The organism is Thaumasiovibrio clandestinus (assembly GCF_047250365.1).
GTDB lineage: Bacteria > Pseudomonadota > Gammaproteobacteria > Enterobacterales > Vibrionaceae > Thaumasiovibrio.
In genome coordinates this window covers 42,992-63,883 of record NZ_JBLBVL010000010.1, presented here as the reverse complement: position 1 = coordinate 63,883, position 20,892 = coordinate 42,992, and the positions used below count along the sequence as shown (strand labels likewise).

21 protein-coding genes are annotated in these 20,892 nt (G+C 44.1%); 15 read left to right on the top strand and 6 right to left on the bottom strand.

Features of this window, described 5'->3' with window-relative positions; genetic code table 11:
• The first annotated feature begins 6 nt into the window (after positions 1-6).
• Positions 7-1,053 (top strand): ABC transporter substrate-binding protein, encoded by a 1,047-nt coding sequence (locus ACKLNH_RS13955; RefSeq protein ID WP_413112875.1) that lies wholly within the window; start codon positions 7-9, stop codon positions 1,051-1,053.
• The gene (locus ACKLNH_RS13950; protein ID WP_413112874.1) at positions 1,050-2,882 is read left to right on the top strand and encodes a sensor domain-containing diguanylate cyclase; all 1,833 of its coding nucleotides are present in this window, start codon (positions 1,050-1,052) and stop codon (positions 2,880-2,882) included. Before ACKLNH_RS13955 ends, ACKLNH_RS13950 begins: the two co-directional genes overlap by 4 nt.
• Here ACKLNH_RS13950 and ACKLNH_RS13945 read toward each other — a convergent pair.
• Positions 2,873-4,510: a DUF2813 domain-containing protein gene (locus ACKLNH_RS13945; protein ID WP_413112873.1), complete on the bottom strand. Its 1,638-nt coding sequence runs from the start codon at positions 4,508-4,510 to the stop codon at positions 2,873-2,875. The genes ACKLNH_RS13950 and ACKLNH_RS13945 overlap by 10 nt on opposite strands.
• A 245-nt stretch (positions 4,511-4,755) precedes the next feature.
• Between ACKLNH_RS13945 and ACKLNH_RS13940 the strand changes: the two genes are divergently transcribed.
• Complete coding sequence (locus ACKLNH_RS13940) at positions 4,756-6,411, top strand: bifunctional metallophosphatase/5'-nucleotidase (protein ID WP_413112872.1); 1,656 nt, start codon at positions 4,756-4,758, stop codon at positions 6,409-6,411.
• Positions 6,412-6,683: 272 nt separating this feature from the next.
• Here ACKLNH_RS13940 and ACKLNH_RS13935 read toward each other — a convergent pair whose 3' ends face one another.
• The gene (locus ACKLNH_RS13935; protein ID WP_413112871.1) at positions 6,684-7,592 is read right to left on the bottom strand and encodes a hypothetical protein; all 909 of its coding nucleotides are present in this window, start codon (positions 7,590-7,592) and stop codon (positions 6,684-6,686) included.
• Positions 7,593-7,745: 153 nt separating this feature from the next.
• Here ACKLNH_RS13935 and ACKLNH_RS13930 point away from each other — a divergent pair, with 153 nt between their 5' ends.
• The gene (locus ACKLNH_RS13930; RefSeq protein ID WP_413112870.1) at positions 7,746-7,916 is read left to right on the top strand and encodes a hypothetical protein; all 171 of its coding nucleotides are present in this window, start codon (positions 7,746-7,748) and stop codon (positions 7,914-7,916) included.
• 115 nt (positions 7,917-8,031) lie between these two features.
• Positions 8,032-8,310, top strand: coding sequence for an HlyU family transcriptional regulator (locus ACKLNH_RS13925; protein ID WP_413112869.1), 279 nt, complete (start codon positions 8,032-8,034; stop codon positions 8,308-8,310).
• A gap of 40 nt (positions 8,311-8,350) precedes the next feature.
• Here ACKLNH_RS13925 and ACKLNH_RS13920 read toward each other — a convergent pair whose 3' ends face one another.
• Positions 8,351-9,031 carry an MOSC domain-containing protein gene (locus ACKLNH_RS13920; protein WP_413112868.1) on the bottom strand — a complete coding sequence of 227 codons (681 nt, stop codon included), beginning with the start codon at positions 9,029-9,031 and terminating at the stop codon, positions 8,351-8,353.
• 83 nt (positions 9,032-9,114) lie between these two features.
• Complete coding sequence (locus tag ACKLNH_RS13915; RefSeq protein WP_413112867.1) at positions 9,115-9,915, bottom strand: AraC family transcriptional regulator; 801 nt, start codon at positions 9,913-9,915, stop codon at positions 9,115-9,117.
• A 131-nt stretch (positions 9,916-10,046) separates the two neighbouring features.
• Between ACKLNH_RS13915 and ACKLNH_RS13910 the strand changes: the two genes are divergently transcribed.
• The 8 genes from ACKLNH_RS13910 to ACKLNH_RS13875 all read left to right on the top strand — a co-directional run bounded on the left by ACKLNH_RS13910 (position 10,047) and on the right by ACKLNH_RS13875 (position 18,149).
• On the top strand, positions 10,047-10,997 hold the full coding sequence (locus ACKLNH_RS13910) for a bile acid:sodium symporter family protein (protein ID WP_413112916.1): 951 nt from the start codon (positions 10,047-10,049) through the stop codon (positions 10,995-10,997).
• 341 nt (positions 10,998-11,338) lie between these two features.
• Entirely contained in the window at positions 11,339-12,889 is a 1,551-nt protein-coding gene (locus ACKLNH_RS13905) for a Re/Si-specific NAD(P)(+) transhydrogenase subunit alpha (RefSeq protein ID WP_413112866.1), read from the top strand.
• Positions 12,890-12,902: 13 nt separating this feature from the next.
• Positions 12,903-14,279 carry a Re/Si-specific NAD(P)(+) transhydrogenase subunit beta gene (gene pntB, locus ACKLNH_RS13900; RefSeq protein ID WP_413112865.1) on the top strand — a complete coding sequence of 459 codons (1,377 nt, stop codon included), beginning with the start codon at positions 12,903-12,905 and terminating at the stop codon, positions 14,277-14,279.
• A gap of 84 nt (positions 14,280-14,363) precedes the next feature.
• Positions 14,364-15,794, top strand: coding sequence for an ATP-binding protein (locus ACKLNH_RS13895; protein ID WP_462476586.1), 1,431 nt, complete (start codon positions 14,364-14,366; stop codon positions 15,792-15,794).
• Positions 15,769-16,434 (top strand): response regulator transcription factor, encoded by a 666-nt coding sequence (locus tag ACKLNH_RS13890; protein ID WP_413112863.1) that lies wholly within the window; start codon positions 15,769-15,771, stop codon positions 16,432-16,434. The genes ACKLNH_RS13895 and ACKLNH_RS13890 overlap by 26 nt, the downstream gene beginning before the upstream one ends.
• 2 nt (positions 16,435-16,436) lie before the next feature.
• A complete protein-coding gene (locus ACKLNH_RS13885) occupies positions 16,437-17,312 on the top strand; it encodes a DUF2861 family protein (RefSeq protein ID WP_413112862.1) in 876 nt (291 codons plus the stop codon).
• 101 nt (positions 17,313-17,413) lie between these two features.
• Positions 17,414-17,557, top strand: coding sequence for a YoaH family protein (locus ACKLNH_RS13880; protein WP_413112861.1), 144 nt, complete (start codon positions 17,414-17,416; stop codon positions 17,555-17,557).
• An 82-nt stretch (positions 17,558-17,639) separates the two neighbouring features.
• Positions 17,640-18,149 (top strand): HD domain-containing protein, encoded by a 510-nt coding sequence (locus ACKLNH_RS13875; protein ID WP_413112860.1) that lies wholly within the window; start codon positions 17,640-17,642, stop codon positions 18,147-18,149.
• A gap of 29 nt (positions 18,150-18,178) precedes the next feature.
• Here the strand turns inward: ACKLNH_RS13875 and nadE are convergent, their stop codons facing one another.
• On the bottom strand, positions 18,179-19,015 hold the full coding sequence (gene nadE / locus ACKLNH_RS13870) for an NAD(+) synthase (protein WP_413112859.1): 837 nt from the start codon (positions 19,013-19,015) through the stop codon (positions 18,179-18,181).
• Between the two features lie 131 nt (positions 19,016-19,146).
• On the opposite strand from nadE, the gene ACKLNH_RS13865 reads away from it, so the two are divergent.
• Together ACKLNH_RS13865 and ACKLNH_RS13860 are read left to right on the top strand one after the other, a co-directional pair.
• Complete coding sequence (locus tag ACKLNH_RS13865) at positions 19,147-19,671, top strand: nicotinate-nicotinamide nucleotide adenylyltransferase (RefSeq protein WP_413112858.1); 525 nt, start codon at positions 19,147-19,149, stop codon at positions 19,669-19,671.
• On the top strand, positions 19,668-20,114 hold the full coding sequence (locus ACKLNH_RS13860) for a hypothetical protein (RefSeq protein WP_413112857.1): 447 nt from the start codon (positions 19,668-19,670) through the stop codon (positions 20,112-20,114). The genes ACKLNH_RS13865 and ACKLNH_RS13860 overlap by 4 nt, the downstream gene beginning before the upstream one ends.
• A gap of 28 nt (positions 20,115-20,142) precedes the next feature.
• Here the strand turns inward: ACKLNH_RS13860 and ACKLNH_RS13855 are convergent, their stop codons facing one another.
• The gene (locus ACKLNH_RS13855; protein ID WP_413112856.1) at positions 20,143-20,769 is read right to left on the bottom strand and encodes an AraC family ligand binding domain-containing protein; all 627 of its coding nucleotides are present in this window, start codon (positions 20,767-20,769) and stop codon (positions 20,143-20,145) included.
• Positions 20,770-20,892: the final 123 nt, after the last annotated feature.

Genomic DNA, 20,892 nt, shown 5'->3' with positions numbered 1-20,892 from the left:
GTGGTTATGTTTTTTCGCATTGTATTCATAGCGCTACAGTGTTTAGCTTGTCTAACAGTACAAGCTAAACCGTATGTCTTATTTATTAACCCTGGAGCGCCATCCGAGAGTTTTTGGCGCAATGTTGATCTGTACGTCGAAGAGACAGCCCTTCAGCTCGAGATTGAGTTGGAAATCTACCATGCCCACCGAAACCCCCTCAACGCATTAGAGTTTTTGCAAGCGCGTATGCGGGTAACGCCGCTCCCAAATTATGTGATATTAGTAAATGAAAAAGATTCAGGTAAAAGCCTTCTTTCGATCTTAAAAAACTATCCGGTTAACGTTACGTTTGTGCTGAGTGATTTATTGGACGTTGATAAACGACGTTTGCAAGCAGATCCGCATTGGCAACGCTATTTGAAACCCGGAGTGCTACCTAATAATTACGCGATAGGGCACTTAACCGCAGAAGACCTGTTTCGTCAAGGTGACGGCCAAAGTGGTGATATAGCGATGATTGTGAATGAATCGTCTACACCAGCGGCAGCGCAACAAGAGCAAGGGGTAAAAGCGTTCATAAACGAAACCCCTGAACTTACGTTGGCACAGCGAGTGTACGGAAATCGGAACGAAGAGACGGCATACCGACAAGCAAAGGTATTATTATCACGTCATCATAATTTGAGGTACTTATGGACCGCAGATGAGTATATGGCGCTTGGCGTACTGCGTGCCATCGAGGAGATCGGGCGAGTCGCTGGCAAGGATATATTCATCAGTACGATTCATACATCAGAGAAGATGCTATCGGCATTGGCGCAAGGAACCATTTCAACATTGGGTGGTGGGCATTACGTGGCCGCGGGTTTGGCCTTGATAAAGGTAGAACAACATAGTCGCACTGGTCAGTGGTATTCAGTCACGGACTACCATCTGTTTGAGTTAATTTCATTTGAAAGCCCGCTGTATTCAACATTAATTGAGCAACAATGGCGATATGCTGACTTTAATCGTTTAAATCTTTCGAAAGGTGCTAGCTATTATATTGAGCCCGCTAGGAAAGAGCGATGATGTGGTTTCCCCGTTCAATAAAGCATCGATTAACAGTCAGTGTATTGTTGGTGACGACGCTATTTTTAACCACAGCTCTTTCTATACAGTATTGGAGCGAATATAACGATGAATATAAGGAGATAGAAACCCAAATTGATGCTCAATTAAGTACCATTTTATTGCCTCTGTCTGAGGCGCTGTGGGATTTGGATTTTGCACAGCTTGAGTCGTTATTACAAGGGTTTTATGCCGCTCCATTTGTTTGTCATGTCGAGTTAGTGGGGCGAGACGGCACCAGAGTAGCGATGCAGACATGCCAAAACATGCGTGATTCTTTGGTTTCATACCCACTCTATTTTGGGTCACGCGAGCTTGGCGTTGTAAAGTTTGCCATTGATGACATTGCCATTAAAGCGTCAATCCGAAGTAAGTTGATGATGGCGACGTTTATCCATGCTGGTACAATCGCCATTATAATCACCATGGTATTATTGTTAACGAAAACTATTGTGACGACCCCCTTAACGAGGCTACATCAAAGCGTTAGTCGATTTGATCGCGGCGGAGTCAATAAAATCGCTATTCCTGCTTCGTTATTGGATAAACAAGACGAGATTACGCATTTAGCTAAAGCTATCATTCAATTGCAACAACAAGCTCGCAACGCGATAGCTAAACAGTTGTATGTGGAGCGAGCATTGCGCCAGCATCAAAATCAGCTTCAACGTACTATTGATGAAAGAACCGATGTCATTTGGCGTCAGTCAAAGGTCAATAAACTGTTAGCAGACATGTCTCTCGATATGCTGTCGCAACAAGGTAAAGGGGCAAACTCCATTATTAGTCGTGCGATGGCACCACTTAGCAACTATTTGGCATTGGATCGAATTAGCATGCTAGATATTAATAATGGCCACGCTGTTTTCCGCCATTCATGGTGGTCAGAGCAAACGCATGTTCCTAGCTTAGATGGCTTCTTTTTGGGTGATATGACCTATTTGCGACGCCGATTGCGCTCATTAGAACCGATTGTCATCGACGATGTTGAAACATTAAAAGTGAGTGCAAAGCCCGAGTATCAACTCGTTACCAGTATTGGCATTCATTCGGTTGCGGCGTTTCCATTAATCGATGGTGATGATGTGGTTGGATTGCTGGCTATTGCTAAAATGGAACCAAATGCTGGTTGGGATGAAGATGTTATTTCTGCTATCACGCGATTTGCATCAGCAATCAGTGAACTACAAATTCAAAATAAAAATCGTCAAGCAATGACAACACTACAGGAGAAATTGATTTCTGCTAATGAGCGGTTGCAGGTTATTGCTGAAACAGACGAATTGACGGGGTTAGTTAACCGACGGCCATTCAAGCGTGAATTAGAGCAGACGCTGGAGCCGCAACGATTTGAACACACGACAATGGTGATGCTGATGATAGATATCGATCACTTCAAAAAATATAACGATATTTATGGTCATGTACAGGGCGATATTGCATTGCGTTACGTGGCCAGGGCGCTGTCTCAAACCATGTCACCGAATGGATACTCAGTAGCACGAATTGGCGGGGAGGAGTTCGCCGTTTTGATGGTCGATGTGGTGGCGCGTGAAGCGGAAGTGTTGGGCGAAAGACTCTGTGAAAGCATACGAGCCTTACGTATACCACATGAAGGAAATAGCGATCATCAGTTTCTTACCATCAGTGTCGGAGGTGCAGTCGTTGAGTTAACCAAAACATCGACATTACAAGCTGGAGATGTCATGGAGGTAGCGGATGCGGCATTGTATGAAGCGAAACGAAATGGACGTAATCAATTCGTAATGCATGAGTTAGATTATAATTGAGAACGCGCTAACGCAATCACCCGTTTGAGAGTCCAGCGTAGTAGAACAGGAATAAAATCCAAATTATTTTGCTGTTCGGTATATTTTATCATCGCGAGCGCGACATCTGGCTTTGCGTGCCGCTTAAGGGCGCGAAGAATAATTTTGTGAGGCGTTAATGGGATGTCGGGGTTAATATTGGCCAATTCACGAAATAGTGGTTCATAGCCATTTTTAAATAAAAAGTGCTCAATATCTCTTTCAGGTAAGAGGGTAATTCTGGTGTTAGATTTTGTATCGCCAATTAACTTTTCTGCGGTATGAACATATTTTTTTCCTGCAGGATCCCCGTCGGTTATGAGATGCCATTCAATACCGAAGTGATTAGCAGTGCGAATAATCGGTTTGAGTCCACTTTGGGCAAAGTCGATCAATTGAATCCCTTCTCCGGGAAGGTGGTAGCCAAGTATTCGCGCGAGTTCACCAAATAACCAAATTTCGGTTTCACCTTCAACCAGCAGCCAGCAGCGAGCAAATAGTGCATTCGGTCGATGGTAGCGAACGTGAAACTCAACGCGACGTTTTTGGTCATCACTAAGCAGTGTTTTTGGTAGGGAGAATACCTCGGTGCCATTTTGTTGTCGCAATAAGCGCCGGATACAGTGTAGTGGCATGGCACCTAGCAGCTCGGCACTGTTGGTGGTCACCAGTTTTTGGATCGGCAGCGGAGAAAAAAACTGCCACGCTTGCTGTAACACAGTTGGATGCAAGCGCCCTTCGGGGTCTTCTAAGACCAATATTGGGCGTGATAATCGCCGTAGGGTAACAGGGCCGCGCGCGCGAATATACGCGTTAAGAAGGCCAATCATTAACAGCTTTTGTGATTTAGTTAATCGACTCTGCTGTAGCCAAGTTAGCGGGGAAAGCGTGTCACTTTGGAATACATCACGATAGGTCGACTCAGAGCGATTATGGGGCGTGAAAGCGAAATAGTGCTCTACTAAGGAGTGCAGCGCGTTTATGCTACTTTTTAACTCACCACTGTTGATATGTCCCGGGTTGTTTAACAGACGGCGACATGTGTTGTTTAGTCGCTTTTCTAATCGCAATTGTTGCGATTCACTGTTTGTGTTGTTCAGCGCACCAACCCGCCTTAACCGTCGCGCATCCCTTATTCTTACCAGTGGGTGCAAAGTTCGCAGCTTATAGAGTAGTGAATTTATCTCATCACAGGGAATAACGCCCCCTTCTGCATCTAGAAACAGATACTGGGTGCTGATGTGATGATTAGCGTCTTGATGCGCGCTCATAGATATCAACAGTTGGTCGCCATGGGCGTTCCCACTTTGCCAGAACGGTGAAAAAGCACGATAACGGCGCGCTGTTTTATCTCCTGGATAGTCTTCTTGCCAAACTAAGACGATGTAAAGATTCTGGCTCTCTTGGCGTTTTAGTCCATGGTCGACATGAAAATCGCTGGCTTTTACCTGATAGGATTCGAAGTGAGGGGATAAAAAGATGTCTAGCGCATCGAGTAATGATGACTTCCCCCACGCATTTTCGCCGATGAGAACGGTTAACTCTTCGATACTGAGAGAGAGTCGTTGTATTCCTCTGAAATTGGCAATTTCTACTCGAACTAATTGCATATCCACCTCGGCACTGCAAAACAGCGTTACTGGCAGTGTATAAATATATACGCCAATTTTCGATGTTTAGCTCATTGATTAGTGATATGAGAACGCACAAATAGTCCCATCGAATTAGCTCCCCAAATGAATGGCTTTAAGCACAACTTGAGTATTGTTCTAGTTTATGAATAATGCTGTTTCATACATTAAATGTGTGATCTGAAATGTATTTTGCTATCATTCCTTGAAAAGAGGAAAGATGTATGTCCCAAGATAATTTGTTATTGAGGCTGGCACATATTAATGATAGCCACTCTCATTTTGAGACCAGTACTGTCGCAGTGAATACCCCACAGGGCGCGGCGTCGATACAGTGCGGTGGTTTGGGGCTTGTTTCATCATTTCTTCAGGCGCAACGCCAACAGGCGCAACGTGATGATATTGCCCACTTATTTGTCGATTGTGGCGATGCTTTTCAGGGTAGTCTGTATTTCTCTCTCTATCGGGGAAAGGTGAATGCGTGTGTTCAAAATCATTTGCAGCCAGATGCAATGCTGCTTGGCAATCACGAGTTTGATTTAGGCAATGAGACGGTTTACCCCTATTTACAGCAGTTGACTTGCCCGGTGGTAGTCTCCAATTGGGATACATCTCGCGTCAAGTTGGATAAATGCGAGAATTTAACCAGTTATAACCCGAAAACGAGGTGCGGAGACTACCTAATAAAGCAGTTTGGTTCGCACCAAATTGCGATTATGGGATTAACGCTAGATAACATGAATGAGCTGGCTCACCCAGATCCGAATACCCCCTTTTTACATGTAGAATCGACGTTAACAGCAATGATTGAAGATGCTCATGCTAAGGGAATTTTTAATATTATTTTGCTAAGTCACTTAGGTTATGCGAAAGATCAGCGCTTGGCTAAGAATATTGCTGGCATTTCAGTGATTGTGGGTGGACATACTCATACTTGGCAAGGGGATTTTTCATCGTTAGGGCTCGTGAATGATGAACCCTATGGTAAACGCGTAGGTGAGACACTGATATTTCAAGCAGGTTGCCATGCGCTGTGTGTAGGAAGTGCAGACTTGCAATTTAACGCTGCTGGCTATGCGCAGTTGATGCAGGGTAAAAGCCGTTTGTTAGTTGAGCAATCACAGCCATTATCTTGCGAATTACGCCATTATTTATCATCGCTGTCCTGTGTTGAAATGGTCAGCGTGGATCCCGAAATCACGCATCTACTGGCACCTTACCGAGGACAAGTCGAGGAGATGGCGAGCCATAATGTAGCGTCAGCAGAACAGATGCTCCGTCATATTCGAGTTCCGGCTGGTGAAGAGTTTAGCCATATTGCGCCCTTGGTTTGCGATGCATTCGTTTGGCAAGCAGAAGAGTCCGGCTTACCGGTCGATTGTGCGATTCATAACGCGGGTGGAGTGAGGGTGCATGTGGACTCTGGTACGTTAACTGCGGCTGAAATTGCCGGTCGCTTATTGCCATTTGCAATAGATTTAGTCCGTTATCGTATTACTGGTAAGGTGTTAAAAGAGACAATAGACAGTGCGATCAGTAATGCTGTTCGTCAGGACGGTAAAGGTAGCGGGGATGGCAGCTTTCCTTACACTTCCCATTTGCGTTATTGCTATGACAGAAGCCTGCCGAGCGGCGAACGCTTACAAGCGTTGTTACTGTATCGCTACTCAGAATGGCAGCCTATTGTGGATGATGAGAGTTATTGGGTAGTATCTTCGCGGTATACCGCCATGGGAAAAGGCGGATATGAAACACTCGCCGGCCTCGGTTTATCCTATGAACCCCTTGGCTATACGATGGCTGAAGCGTTTATTCACTATGCGGCAGCGTGTGAAACTCTGACGCCACCAACAGAAAACTTAACAGTGATTCTAGAATAGCGCATCAGAGTTGATGGAATAGACCCCGTTTAAAGAGCAAAGTATGAATTAAAGGCCGATAAGCGTTGTGCAATCGGCCTTTTTTCAGCCTCATAGAAATAGCCCACGATTACATTTATTCTTAGCGGAACGTTATTAACGAACTTATGGGTGAGTTAGTGAGGTGTGTATGTTTAAGCGAGAATGGAAATGTGTTTTATTGGTGATCGTTTGGGTTTCGGCATGGGGAGGCCTAGCATGGTTAGTGCCCCCCACGGGTATATAATTCACTTTTATTTCATCAGCGCATGCAGTTTCTTCACGATTATAGGTTGCATATAGATAGGAAGCTGTAAAGCGCCGATTAGCGCGAGGTATTCTGAGCCTAAAAAAGGACCTGCAACGGTCCATGTCAGTAATACATTTCTGTTACCAGAGGTAATTGCAGCAGTAAGTGCGGCATCTTTCCCTTGTGGCCAATAAAAAGCAAGCAGCAAGCTAAAAAAGCTGACACACAGAATACATGCAATTAGCATCAACGTGATCGCGTAACTTGGCTGGTAGTCAAATACCTGCCGATACTCTCCGATAAGCCCTAATGGAAAACTAAATACCAATATGATGGTAACTTGCGAGAGTTGTTTATGGCAACGTTGCAGTGACGCTTTGGGCACGAAGCGGTATAGCAATACTGAGGAAATCATCGGTAATGCGATAAAGAGACATAAGCGTTTTAAATATTCAATTAAATCTAAATGAAATGCGTTTGCCTGTAAGATCGTAAGGCACACATAGAGCACTAATGGCATCAATAATGTGGTTGCGATGGTTGTAGCCATACTCGGTATAGGATTAAGTCCAATGGAGCGCACAATGGCGGGTGTCGCGAACAACGATCCTGTCGCGCCAATTGCAGCTAAAGCGAGAAGTAGTTGTGAATTAATGCCGAGCCACTTTCCAATGCAAACCAGGAGCAGGGTTATAACGACATTATGGGTTAGAGCATACGTCCAAGTCTGCGGTTGTTTTAAACAGTGAAGCACATCTGACTGCTGCATACCAGCGAGGGTAAACAACATCAGAAAGAACAAAATATAGGGTAGTGAAGGAAAAACCGCCGCTGATAGGCTGGGGAATAGGAAACCAATTATGGCAGCGAGCAATAAAAAAAGTGCACTGTGTTTGGCGAGATAACTCAGCATATTACTCTTTCCTTGAAAATGTGTGGCTGTGGATAGCCGAAGGACTTTTAAATTAGAAAAACTAATCCATAAATGAACAATTTGTCATTGGCTCAATAGGGCGTTGGACGGTTAAAATATACCCATATATTGAATGAGTTAACAGAGGCAATTATGGTAAATGTAGTATATTGTGAAGACACAGTAGCAGCACGAAAACCCTATGCACTGACATTCAAAGGATTGATAGCACATGTGTGGGATATTTTGTTTGTTCGAAGCGAGCAGAAAGTGATGAATGTATCAGCACTCTCAGAGCACATGCGCAAGGATCTCGGCTTGTAATGATAAATAACAATAGAGAAAAGTTCGTTTAAATGCGGGGCAGGTAGCGTAAAAACAGTGACCCTATTGGCACTTCATGGCATCATTGATGCCTACAGCAGAAGGAGTGTGTTTAGTGGGTTTTTTTTCGAAATTGTTTGGTAAATCAGACAATGAGACGGCCAAAGTTGTTGAACCGATAGAGTATAACGGTTTTCTTATCTACCCTGAACCAGTAAAGGAAGGGGGTCAGTACCGCATTGCAGGCCGCATTTGTAAGCGAATTGATGATGTAGAGAAAGAACACCGTTTCATTCGTTCTGATCTGCTTTCATCAGAGCAAGATGCCGTTGAGTTTATGCTGAATAAAGCTCAAATGTTTATCGATCAAACGGGCGATAAAATGTTTAATTAAGGGCCTAATGGCCCTTTTTTGTCGCGGCTTTTTCAAGGCTTTAACCAAAGAGGCGAGATGACCACTCTTCAACATGCCCAGTCTCGATTCTATGCTCAATAATTTTTTGCCAGTCATTTTCGATAGGCACTTGGCGCGCTTGGATTAGTTGTTGCTTATCAAGAACGCCACCATAGATCAGTGTCAGCAAGCGAGAAAATGGCCAATCCGGATTTGGGCGTTCAAGCAGCTCTATTTTATCGCCCGCAGTTATCGTGCCCGTTTCAAGAACCCGAAAATACCAGCCACAACGTTGGGTCATCTGCACGCGCAGCGCCATATCGGAGACTGAAAATCGTTCGTTAAGCTTCCAGCAAGGCATTCTACCTTCTGAGAACTGCAACAGGGTTGAACCTATTTTTATCTTGTCATTTAGACAGATTGTATCTTCGGTTATCCCTAATGTGCTGAGGTTTTCGCCAAATGCGCCAGCGCTATTTAACGCATCTAAATGGCCAAGTTCGTTTTGCCATTGCTGATAATGCTCGAAGGGGTAGAGGTGCAACGCTTTACCTTCTCCACCATGAAATCGTTTATCCGCTTGTTCATCGCCAGTTACGCCAGTGAGGGTCACCAATACCGGCCCATTGATAGGTTGCTTGTTAATGGCGCTGGACTCACCTCTAGCAAAGGGTTTTATTTTACCAACGAGCACATGCTGAACGGTTCCAATTATTGTCATGGTGACACTGTCCTTATCGTGAATTACTGGCAGAATTTTAGCGAAAAAGTCCTTAGAGCTAAACCATTGCAATACTGCGGCGATTATAACGGCGACTTGGGGTCTGAAGGAAAGAACTGTCCAGGTGTAATACCAAAATGTTTTTTAAATGCGGCGACAAAGGCGGAAATTGAATCATAACCACACTCTAACGCGACATTGGTGACGCTGTCACCTGACTCTAGCAGAGACAAAGCATGGTATAAACGCAGTCGTTGACGCCATTGCTGGAAGGTTATCCCGGTTTCGGCACGAAAGTGGCGGCTGATACTTCGGCCAGTGAGATTTATTTTTTCCCCTAACGCTTCGATGCTTAATTGACTATCTGGATGGGCCTGAAGGTAACGGCACAGTGTAACCAACCTTGTATCTTTCGGCATCATTAATTTACTGTGGTTCTCTTTTAACTGATTTAGCTCATCGATGAGGACTTGCACAAGGCGTGACTGTTGTTCGCTCTGCGTATAATCAGGGTCTGATTGACAGAAACGAACAATTAATTCTCGGCACAGGGGGGTAACTTTACACACGAAGGGAAACGCCCATTTTTCCTCGCGGAGAAGACGATTGTCCACATATAAACTTTGCATCGTTGCTGCGCCCGTAGAAATCACCTTGTGCTGAGTATGTGAAGGAACCCAAATGGCAAACTGTGGGGGAGCGGTATAGTAACCGTCGTTCGTGGAAACACTCAGTACGCCTTGGCTAGCATAGGTGAGCTGCCCCCAGCAATGGCAGTGCCATTCTGTCGTACTTCCTTCTCTACCCCAACTTTCAGGCCTTGCATAAATAGGGTGTGGCAGAGCCTCTAACGAAGGAATTTGCCGTCGATGTCCTTTTGTCACTATTTGTTGTCCTATTATCGGTTGTAGGAAATAGAGAAAAGCGTACGATAACGTGACTGATCAATGATGGCAACGAATGGAATGCGATTAACGTGGTAAAAGTGATAAAGAAAGAGTGGTTCTTGGTCGGGATGGTGGTCGCTATTGTATTGGCGGGGCTGATCCCTAATGTGGGGCGTTCTGGCGGTGTACTTCATCTCGACACTGTAACAGGTTTTGGTATTGCAGCCATTTTCTTCTTACATGGTATTGGTTTATCTCCTCAGGCGATAAAAGCGGGCGTCAGCAATTGGCGGCTCCATATTTTTGTTCAAGCCGCGACATTTGTCGCTTACCCACTGCTTTGGGTTGTTTTTGGTCCAGTGCTACATATTATGATGCCGAGTGCCTTGGCATTTGGCTTTTGCTACTTATTTGTCTTGCCAAGTACGATATCGTCATCTGTCGCGATGACAAGTATCGCAAAAGGAAATGTACCGGGAGCGATATTTAACGCTTCTCTTTCTGGGGTTATTGGTGTGTTCATTACCCCAGCCCTGATTCAGGTCTTTATGGGGCTAGATGGCGTTGAGATGGACTTGCTTGGGACTGTTTTGTCAATCTCGCGTTTATTATTGTTGCCAATGGTAGCTGGACAACTACTGCGTCCGGTATTAAAGCCATTTTTAGATAAGCATAAAAATGTTGTTAATAAAGTTGATAAGAACGTTATTCTATTAATTGTTTTTAATGCATTTAGTGACTCAGTGGCACAGGAAATCTGGAATGGTTTTTCATATGCGGCTCTATTGGTTGCTTTGGTACTCTCTTTTGCTGTGTTGATGCTAGCCGCGCATACTATTACTTGGGTTGCAAAACGTATTGGTTTTAGCAAAGAAGACGAAATTGCGGCTGTTTTCTGTGGAACTAAGAAGACGTTGGCTGCTGGGGTGCCGATGGCGAAAGTTATTTTTGGTGCTGATCCTATGCTGGGTATGATCTTGCTACCAATTATGTTCTATCACCCTATGCAAATATTTTACTGTGCCATTTTGGCCAACCGTTATGCTGCAAGGCAGTTAGCTGAAACGGTAGCGAAATAGTCTCTTCTATAAAACACGGTCAAATAAGTCGTAGTAACAGTCTGTTTACTATGACTTATTCTATTTTCACTCTCTTTTACCTTCCTCTGTTGGTATCGCATGTCATGCAACCCTGAATGACGTGCCTTTCGCTGTGCAAATTTTATATTTATCTATGCAGCCTATCGCACATTTTTACTTATCAAGCTATCCTAGAATATGGGCTGTAACAATATGTTACGCGTTATTTCATCTGTTGGCGCTATAAAGGAAGAACATCGTAGTGAGCGGCGCTAGGGTATCGACCCAAGCTATGTTGCACTCATTTTGGATGTTTAATTGAGTTACGTTAAGGATAGACAATGCAAATAGGAATACCTAAAGAAACCCTTGTTGGTGAGAATAGGGTAGCTGCAACCCCAAAAACAGTGACACAACTGATTCAGCTTGGATTTGACGTTGTGCTTGAAAGTAATGCAGGGCTAGCCGCTAGCTTTGACGACGCCGCTTACATTGAAGTGGGTGCCGATATTATCCCTGCACCAGAAGTGTGGCAAAGCGACATAGTATTTAAGGTTAACGCACCCCAGATAGAAGAAGAGCTTGACGAAGTAAGCCTAATGAAAGAAGGCGCGTCTTTGGTGAGCTTTATTTGGCCAGCCCAACAAGAGGAACTGCTTAATCGATTAGCAGAGCGGCAGTTGACGGTGATGGCGATGGATGCTGTTCCGCGTATATCCCGTGCGCAGGCATTAGATGCCTTAAGCTCGATGGCAAATATTGCTGGGTATCGTGCTGTAGTAGAAGCTGCGCACGAGTTCGGACGCTTCTTTACTGGGCAAATTACTGCGGCAGGAAAAGTTCCTCCAGCGAAAGTGCTGATAGCTGGAGCGGGGGTAGCAGGTCTTGCTGCCATTGGGGCGGCAGGCAGTTTAGGTGCCATTGTACGTGCGTTTGATGTTCGTCCTGAAGTTAAAGAGCAGGTTGAAAGTATGGGCGCTGAGTTTTTATCTGTTGATATCGATGAGGTAGCGGGCAGTGGCGACGGTTATGCTAAAGAGATGTCTGAGGAGTTTAACCGCGCGGCCGAGGCTTTGTATGCAGCGCAAGCCAAAGAGGTCGATATTATCGTCACAACAGCCTTGATCCCGGGTCGGCCAGCGCCACGGCTAATTACTAAAGAGATGGTGGACTCGATGCAGGCAGGCAGCGTGATTGTTGATCTTGCGGCTGCCAATGGGGGGAACTGCGAATACACAGTCGCGGATCAAGTTATTACGACAGAGAATGGCGTTAAAGTGATCGGCTATACCGATATGGTTTCTCGACTACCGACGCAATCCTCTCAGCTTTATTCTACCAACTTGGTTAACCTTATTAAGCTATTGTGCCCAGAGAAAAATGGCGAAATAAATGTCGATTTTGACGATGAGGTTATTCGTGGTTTAACCGTTGTTCGTGATGGTGAGCTAACATGGCCTGCTCCACCAATTAAAGTCTCTGTTCAAAGTGCGCCCGAGGTTGTTGAAGTGCCACTAAAACAGCAGCGTGAGGAAGCCCCTCCGTCACCGCTAAAAAAAGCCCTCTTGGTGTCTGCTGCCATCGCGGTCTTTGGTTTTATTGCGCATTATTCTCCCGCTGAATTTTTAACGCATTTCACCGTGTTCGTATTGTCTTGCGTGGTGGGGTATTACGTTGTTTGGAATGTTACTCATGCATTACATACGCCCTTAATGTCAGTAACGAATGCGATTTCAGGCATCATCATTGTTGGTGCGCTATTGCAAATCGGTCAAGGTCATGGATTGGTGAGTGTATTGGCATTTATTGCGGTGCTGATTGCGAGTATTAATATTTTTGGTGGATTTACAGTAACGAAACGTATGCTGGAAATGTTCCGTAAGGATCGATAATAAGGAGTGGAACATGTCTGAAGGAATAGTACAGGCTGCGTATCTCATTGCTGCCGTGTTGTTTATTTTGAGTTTGGCAGGTCTGTCAAAGCAAGAAACCGCAAGAATGGGTAACTATTATGGCATTATGGGGATGGCGATCGCGTTAATCGCAACGATTTTTGGTCCGTATTCACAAAGTACTGGGCTTATTTTGATTGCGATGTTGATAGGTGCAGCGATTGGCATCTACTACGCGAAGAAAGTTGAGATGACCGAAATGCCAGAGCTGGTGGCAATGCTGCATAGTTTTGTTGGTTTAGCGGCAGTGTTGGTTGGTTTTAATACCTACCTGCATCATGGTGAACTAACGGGAGCAATGCTCAATATTCATCTGATTGAAATCTTTTTAGGGGTGGTTATCGGTGGTATTACCTTTACGGGGTCGCTGGTGGCATTTGGTAAGTTGCGTGGCTTGATTTCCAGTAAACCACTAATGTTACCTCATCGTCATAAGATGAATTTAGCCGCGCTTATTGTATCGTTAATCCTGCTGTATATTTTTGTTCAAGTAGAAGGATCGGCGTTTGTATTGATTGTCGCTACGATCATTGCTTTAGCGGTGGGTTATCACCTGGTTGCATCCATTGGTGGTGCCGATATGCCTGTCGTGGTTTCAATGCTGAACTCATACTCCGGCTGGGCTGCGGCTGCGGCTGGTTTTATGTTGGCGAATAATTTGCTGATTGTGACAGGGGCACTGGTTGGTTCCTCAGGCGCAATTCTTTCTTATATTATGTGTAAAGCAATGAACCGCTCGTTTATTTCTGTTATTGCAGGGGGCTTTGGCAGCGATGGGACAGCTTCGGCGGATGAGCAATCTTATGGCTCTCACCGAGAAACTTCCATTGATGAAGTGGTCGAGTTATTGCAAGAGGCAAAGAGTGTCATTATTACTCCTGGATATGGCATGGCTGTCGCACAAGCGCAATACCCAGTCCACGAAATTACAGATAAGTTGCGACAGCGTGGTGTCGAGGTTAGATTTGGTATTCATCCCGTCGCTGGACGTTTACCCGGGCACATGAATGTGTTGCTCGCTGAGGCTAAAGTGCCATACGATATTGTTTTAGAAATGGACGAAATCAACAGCGATTTCAAAGAAACGGATGTGGTACTCGTGATTGGTGCGAATGATACGGTTAACCCAGCTGCGCAAGAAGATCCGGGGAGTCCGATAGCAGGAATGCCAGTATTAGAAGTGTGGAACGCAAAACAGGTGATTGTGTTTAAACGTTCGATGAACACAGGCTATGCCGGTGTACAAAATCCTCTGTTCTTTAAAGACAATTCAGCCATGTTATTTGGTGATGCGAAAGCAACATGTGTCGAAATTTCATCCAAATTATAACCTAAGTCGATAAAAGGGGCAGTAAAGCCCCTTTTCTTCACGAAAAGCTGACATTTCCACTGATGGTAGTGTTACCATTTTTATATGAGATGGCTTGTAGTATGCATTCTAGTGTTTTCTCACGTGGCAAAGGCAACCACGGTTCCGCAACGCTTAGAAATGATCAAAGCGGATTTTGCGGTAGAGCAGAGCATTACGGATTACGATTATCGACAGTTTCAGGTAAATTTCCCTGAGGCTTTACTGTTGCCGGAATATCAGCTTCCACAAACGGCTAAATACCCGATTGATGCGTTACAGCGATTGTATCAAAATGCTCAGAACTGCAAAGGGCCGTGGCCTGTAAACCCTTTAGTAACCCAACCAGTTGTTTTTACAAGGGCAATGTGTAATCGCATTGTATTACCTGTTGGTTGGTTTGCGCGTGCTGGCTATATACACCCCGGTGGTGGATCGTTTGCTCGACGTTATGTTGCGCTTTTCCCCGAGCGCCATGAAGAGTTACTTCCGTTTTTCCATATTAGCGAACGGTCTTTGGGAGAGGATGGCTCTCTACTCTATCGTTTACAAACTATGCCTGAAGACGCACTACGATCTTTAATTGCAGGCGCCGACTTTTTACTGGCTGGCGATGAGTTGTGGGTAAGACATGAAGATAGGTATAAGCTCTATGATCAGAATATTTGGACGAAAACATTAGAGCGTTACAAGCTAACATTTAACTTAGTGAGAGACGTAGAATATTGCGTAACCTATAGTGGCAACATTTGCTGGCAAAGTGAAGAGCAAGCTAAGTGGCCTTATTACTTAGCAATTCTATTGATTAGTTTAAACGTTGTGTTTTTATCCGGTTACGGCTATCACCGGTATAAAGATCATCAAAAGATGTTAGCAGAAAGAATGCTAGTGTTGCAGATTTTAACCCACGAGTTAAGAACACCGATTGCCAGTTTAGGCCTTACGGTAGAAGGCTTTCGGCGAGAATTCGATACATTGCCGGAATCGGTATATGATGAATTTAGACGATTGTGTGAAGACTCACGACGATTAAAGCAGTTAGCAGAGGCGAGCAAGGACTATTTGCAATCAACGCAGGGACAGTTAAGCGTTGAGCATGTCCCGTCGTTTAACGAATGGGTGGAGTTTGTCTGTGAGCCATTTGAGGTCTCATTGTCACTGGGTAAAGACTGTGCTGTAGATATAAATGTTTATTGGTTAGCAACATGTTTGAGTAATTTATTAGCAAATGGACAAAAATATGGCTTAGCACCAATGACATTGGAGACAAAAAGTTCCAATGGAAGGATTGTAATACGTATTTGTGACCAAGGGCATTTAAGTGCAAAAGATTGGCCACGGATACGTAAACCGTTTGTTAGCGAACGAGGCATGGGCCTAGGGCTGACAATTGTAGAGTCAATGATTAAACGTATGGGGGGTAAGATATCATTACAGGGCCCCCCAACAACATTTGTAGTGGAGATTCCTTGTGAACCAAAAACTCCTACTGGTTGAAGATGACATGAACCTGGCCGTTGGTCTATTGGCTGTATTGAAAGACGCCGGGTATGATTGTGTCCATGCAGAGTGTGCTGAGGCTGTGCCTGCACTCTGGAACAGTGCGGATTTAGTTATTTTAGACCGACAGTTACCCGAAGGTGACTCGTTAGACTTTCTAGATAACTGGCTAAAACTTAAGAAGTTACCTGTCATTTTACTGACAGCGATGGTATCGGTTGATGATCGTGTTCGTGGTTTAGACTCAGGAGCCAATGACTACTTAACCAAGCCATTTGCTGAACAAGAGTTATTGGCGCGTATTCGTAGCCAGTTACGCCATACTCAAAATGATGATGGGGAAGCCCCAGAGCTATTAGTGGTTGAGCCGGTTAGTATTGATGTAGAAAGCCGTGAAGTCATCGTGGATGGAGAGAAAGTCACATTAACGCGAACAGAATTCGATCTTCTCTATTTCTTAGCTAAACACGTTGGTCGTGTCTTCACGCGTGATGAATTGCTCGATCATGTTTGGGGTTATAATCATTATCCAACAACGCGTACTGTCGATACACATATCTTACAGTTACGACAAAAACTGAAAGGGATCAGCATTGAAACGTTGCGTGGTGTTGGTTACCGGATGAAAGCAAGTTAGTTATGTTTCGGCTATTGGTTGTTACTGCTGCTTTTTTATCGTTTTTTACTAATGCTCGTTGGTTCGAAGACCAAGGTCCTTTAGCTACAGCGCATGGCCTCCTTTTATCTGGGAGAGTAACAGCCAGCTTTGAGCAAATGGTACAGCTATGGCAACAACAACCTACCTTGCTCATTGAGGAGAACTTAGATGGGCTGCTTTCTGCCGCGGTCGCAGTAGACTGTGGTAGAAGTCTTGATGAACTTCTTTTGCCGGAATGGTTGCCTGAAATTAGTTTACAACGAGAAACGATTCAGCATGTTAACCAAGTTAATTACAGCGTTAATCTTAAAGGGGTATCTACAAGCAGCACACTAGATGTCGAGTTAGTTCGTTGGCCAGACACATCGATTGTCAGTGGTCGAACATCGGTAGCAAAAGATGGCAACTTTGAGATGAGTTTCCGCCATTTTTCAGCGCTTTTGCCTCGTGGTTTATATCAGTTAAAGGTAACGACGAGCGGTGAAATTCCTTGGATTACTTGGGTAATTCTTGGTGAAAGTGAGTCCAAACAGAGAATTAGTTGGGTTGACTCGCTCAGTTGGCGTATCGATAAAGATGCATTACCGCTAAAAACCTGTCCAGCTTCCGTGTTAGAACAACAAATCTACCCGTTAGATAAGCTCTATCAATCTGTTCAGTGGAATTTGCGCCATCAAGGTCGATTGCCTACCGAATTTAACCCTGAAGACACCGAGTTGGAATCGGGACGTTATTGGCTTAGTGTTGGCTTAGTCGAAACGCGTTGGCAGGGTGGGCTGCAACTGCAGGAGATTCAACGTTTGATCAAACCAGTTGAGTTGCACACGCCAGATAAGCTTGATGTCAGTATGTTCTAATTTGCCATGATGATCAGGTCTGATTGATAATTTAAGTATACAACTCGTGACACTGCGTCGACAAAGACATAAACTGTGCTTTAGATATACTGGAGGCTAGAATGTCAGATCCGACTTTAACTCATGAAGAGCAGCAAGAAGCCGCAGAACGTATCCATGCCCTAATGGCACAGGGTATGAGTAGTGGCGAAGCTATCATGAAAGTGGCGAGTGAAATTCGCCAGCAGAAAAAAGACGAAAACTAAAAAATACCCGTATTAAGTGTTCTTGATGCGGGTTTTTTTTGTTACGATCTGTCTACTTTGTCTAGCATGGAAGGTGATAAAGATGAACAATCGATACCTAAGAGCCAGAACGTTAGCAAGATCTCGGCACGTGGGACAACGTTATGGTGAGAACCCTTATAGCTACCACTTAGATCGTGTAGCAGAGCTTGCAACGCCGTTTGGTTCAGAGGCAATGATTGTTGCGCAGTTACATGACCTGTTGGAAGATACAAATACATCGGTTGATGAAATTGCGGCAGAGTTTGGTTTTACCATTGCCGATGCCGTGCTGTATTTGACTGACAACGCCTCTAAGCCCAGAGAAGAGCGAACACATAGTACATATGATCGTTTACGCAGCTTGAACATTTATGAGGAGCCAGCAAGATTGGCGCTCATCGTTAAGGCGTGTGATCGCTTGGCCAATGTTAGGGCAAGTAGATACCTTTCTGCAAAACATTATCATAGATATGTTGATGAACACCGCCACTTCAAACTGGCTTGTTATCGTCAGGGGTTGTGTGAGGCTGTTTGGTGGGAATTAGATAATTTGATAAGCAAAGGGGAATAGACTCCCCCAGCTTAATGGTTTAGCTTGATTCACATGTCGTCGTAAATGGTTGGTATTGGCTGACGCTTATGCTGTGTACGCATGTAGATTGTGGTTAACTTATCTGTAACATCATTTGTGACAGGTTTACCCTCAAGGAAATCATCAATTTGGTCGTAGGTTAGTGCCAACGCATCTTCATCGGCTTTTTGTGGCGCTAACTCTTCTAAATCTGCAGTCGGTACTTTTTGTACCAGTTGCTCTGGAGCGCCTAAGAATGTGGCAATTTGACGAACTTGGCGTTTACTTAGCCCAAACAGTGGCGCGAGGTCACATGCACCATCGCCATATTTAGTGTAAAACCCTGTGATGTTTTCTGCACTATGATCAGTACCAATAACTAGCCCATTAGTTAGCCCTGCGACTTCATATTGTGCAACCATTCGGGCACGAGCTTTGACGTTGCCTTTTGCAAAGTCTACCCCAGCTTCAGTTTCAACTTTATTTGTGACAGAACTCAGTGAGCCAAGTACTGTTTCATGCAATGCATCAACACCAGCTTTGATATTAATGCTAATAGATTCGCTTGGTTGAATGAAGCTAAGCGCGAGCTGGGCTTCATCCTCATCTTTTTGTGCACCATAAGGTAACCGGACAGCAATAAAACGGTAATGAGAAGATGGGGCCGTTTTATTTAATTCGTTAACAGCGAGTTGTGCTAGACGTCCACAAGTGGTTGAATCGACGCCACCACTAATGCCGAGTATGAGCGTATGAGTCTGAGAGGCTTTAAGTTTGTTTTGAATAAATTCAATACGGCGTTTTACTTCAAAAGCTGGATCAATCTCACTGAGAACCTTCATCTCCTTACGAATATGTTGTTCCATGTCTATTCATTCCTATCGAATTCAAGTAAAGGGTAATTTGTCGATGATCGCCTAACTCAACCTTTTGATCAATGTTCATTACTCAATAAATCGCGTAAAATTTACAAACGATGTAGAAAAGAGGCGTTTACGTGAAAAATATAGCAATATTTGGCAGTGCATTTAATCCACCGACAAGAGGCCACTTATCTGTCGTTCAAAGATTGAACCATTATGATGAAGTTTGGTTAATACCTAGCTACGCTCACGCTTGGGGAAAAGGCATGCTGGCCTTCGATATTCGCTGTCGTTTAGTTGAGCGTTTTATTGCTGATAGTCATCTGCCTAATTTGAAGTTAGTCAGCATTGAACAACAGTTAGCCGAAAACGTTAGTCCAGTGACAACACATGCAGTATTAACGGCACTCTCTTTAGCACATGCTGATACACAGTTTACGTTTGTTATTGGACCTGACAATTTTCTTAATTTTAGTAAATTTTATCGATTTGAAGATATACTTAATCAATGGCAGGTATTATCGTGCCCACAAACATTAGATATTCGTAGTACATATGTTAGAGAAGCGATAAGCGAAAATAAGTCCTTTGCTCATTTAGTCACATCAGGAGTAGCGTCGTTACTAATAGAGGAAGGGCTATATTTGGATATTACATGAAAAAATTCAAGCACTGTTGTATAGGGACTGTACTATTCTCGCTTGCTATGAGTGCAAACGCGATGCAAATTCCATGCAGCGCACCATTTCGTGTTGATAGCTTTATGTGTTCCATATTTGAACGCCAAGAGCTAACACTGCTGTTTCCAAACGTTCAAAAAGAGGACTTTTGGTATGCTTGGCAAGCAGAAGAGCCTTTGGTTTCTCAGACGATTGATGGAAATACCTTCTATGGTATTGGTATATTTACACCGGACGATATTAATGAATTAGGCGAGTTTTCTTCAGAAGCCGTCGTTGAGTGGATTAAGCAACATGGAGTGACGATGAGTTTTGGTTTATCGCAACAACTCACCGGCAGTGCCAATTTTCGTATTGATTATCGCTGGCGTGATCGTGAAGATGTAGACCTTATGCTGCAGATGCGACTTCCATTTAAATAATTAAATGGCCAAAAATAGCATATCTAAATTACCAACGTTCTTGCAGTAATTCTTGTGCTTCAGCCCTTAATTCCTCGGGAGTTAGTTGTAAATCTTGAACAATATGCTCAACAGACTTTCCTGACCGTTTTGCTCGAACGGCTTCAGTCATTCTAATACAACGCAATAATCGCTGTTTCTCGCTATCTGAGAGTGCAATCTTCAACTCAGACATGTCACCCTGTAACATACAGTCAACGTTAATGGCTCTGTCTTTTGCATTTTGTTGTGGTTGCTGTGCGGCAAGGTGAAGGTGAATGGTTTTGATGAGACTGGATTTTAACGCATCAGACGGTGATTCTGTCAGGGTGCTAAAACATGCCTGGATTAGTTGGCTGTTTGAAAGAAAACCAGCGGTTTGTGGTAATGGCGATTGAGAGCGAATTGATACTTGTATCTGTTGCCATTCCGTTTCGGGTAAAACGATGAGGCTATGCAAGCAATCTATGTTGATCCAAAAGAGATCACCAGATTGTAAGTAGTAATGTGTGTGACCAATACGCACAATGATACCACCTGAAATTGGCGCTAACAGCATGCCATATAAGGATTTTTTTCTGCCACTAACGATAAGTGTTGTGGCGTGCTTTTTATCGTACTCAATAGTTTGTTGCATAGTGTGTTTTGCCTTTTATTCGCTCGGGCTAATAGTGTGCGTTTTTGTGCATTAGGTCAAATAAATTGGTGTAAAAAGATTGAGTTACTTTATACCAAATGCGAGTGGTTAGACCTCCAACCA

Bases quoted from the DNA above. Each gene is read 5' to 3' on its own strand.
- ACKLNH_RS13905 (WP_413112866.1), top strand. From the start codon at position 11,339: ATGCAAATAGGAATACCTAAAGAAACCCTTGTTGGTGAGAATAGGGTA.
- ACKLNH_RS13910 (WP_413112916.1), top strand. From the start codon at position 10,047: ATGGTGGTCGCTATTGTATTGGCGGGGCTGATCCCTAATGTGGGGCGT.
- ACKLNH_RS13935 (WP_413112871.1), bottom strand. From the start codon at position 7,592: ATGCTGAGTTATCTCGCCAAACACAGTGCACTTTTTTTATTGCTCGCT.
- ACKLNH_RS13920 (WP_413112868.1), bottom strand. From the start codon at position 9,031: ATGACAATAATTGGAACCGTTCAGCATGTGCTCGTTGGTAAAATAAAA.
- ACKLNH_RS13950 (WP_413112874.1), top strand. From the start codon at position 1,050: ATGATGTGGTTTCCCCGTTCAATAAAGCATCGATTAACAGTCAGTGTA.
- ACKLNH_RS13885 (WP_413112862.1), top strand. From the start codon at position 16,437: ATGTTTCGGCTATTGGTTGTTACTGCTGCTTTTTTATCGTTTTTTACT.
- pntB (WP_413112865.1), top strand. From the start codon at position 12,903: ATGTCTGAAGGAATAGTACAGGCTGCGTATCTCATTGCTGCCGTGTTG.
- ACKLNH_RS13945 (WP_413112873.1), bottom strand. From the start codon at position 4,510: ATGCAATTAGTTCGAGTAGAAATTGCCAATTTCAGAGGAATACAACGA.
- nadE (WP_413112859.1), bottom strand. From the start codon at position 19,015: ATGGAACAACATATTCGTAAGGAGATGAAGGTTCTCAGTGAGATTGAT.
- ACKLNH_RS13940 (WP_413112872.1), top strand. From the start codon at position 4,756: ATGTCCCAAGATAATTTGTTATTGAGGCTGGCACATATTAATGATAGC.
- ACKLNH_RS13855 (WP_413112856.1), bottom strand. From the start codon at position 20,769: ATGCAACAAACTATTGAGTACGATAAAAAGCACGCCACAACACTTATC.
- ACKLNH_RS13895 (WP_462476586.1), top strand. From the start codon at position 14,364: ATGAGATGGCTTGTAGTATGCATTCTAGTGTTTTCTCACGTGGCAAAG.
- ACKLNH_RS13955 (WP_413112875.1), top strand. From the start codon at position 7: ATGTTTTTTCGCATTGTATTCATAGCGCTACAGTGTTTAGCTTGTCTA.
- ACKLNH_RS13860 (WP_413112857.1), top strand. From the start codon at position 19,668: ATGAAAAAATTCAAGCACTGTTGTATAGGGACTGTACTATTCTCGCTT.
- ACKLNH_RS13880 (WP_413112861.1), top strand. From the start codon at position 17,414: ATGTCAGATCCGACTTTAACTCATGAAGAGCAGCAAGAAGCCGCAGAA.
- ACKLNH_RS13930 (WP_413112870.1), top strand. From the start codon at position 7,746: ATGGTAAATGTAGTATATTGTGAAGACACAGTAGCAGCACGAAAACCC.
- ACKLNH_RS13875 (WP_413112860.1), top strand. From the start codon at position 17,640: ATGAACAATCGATACCTAAGAGCCAGAACGTTAGCAAGATCTCGGCAC.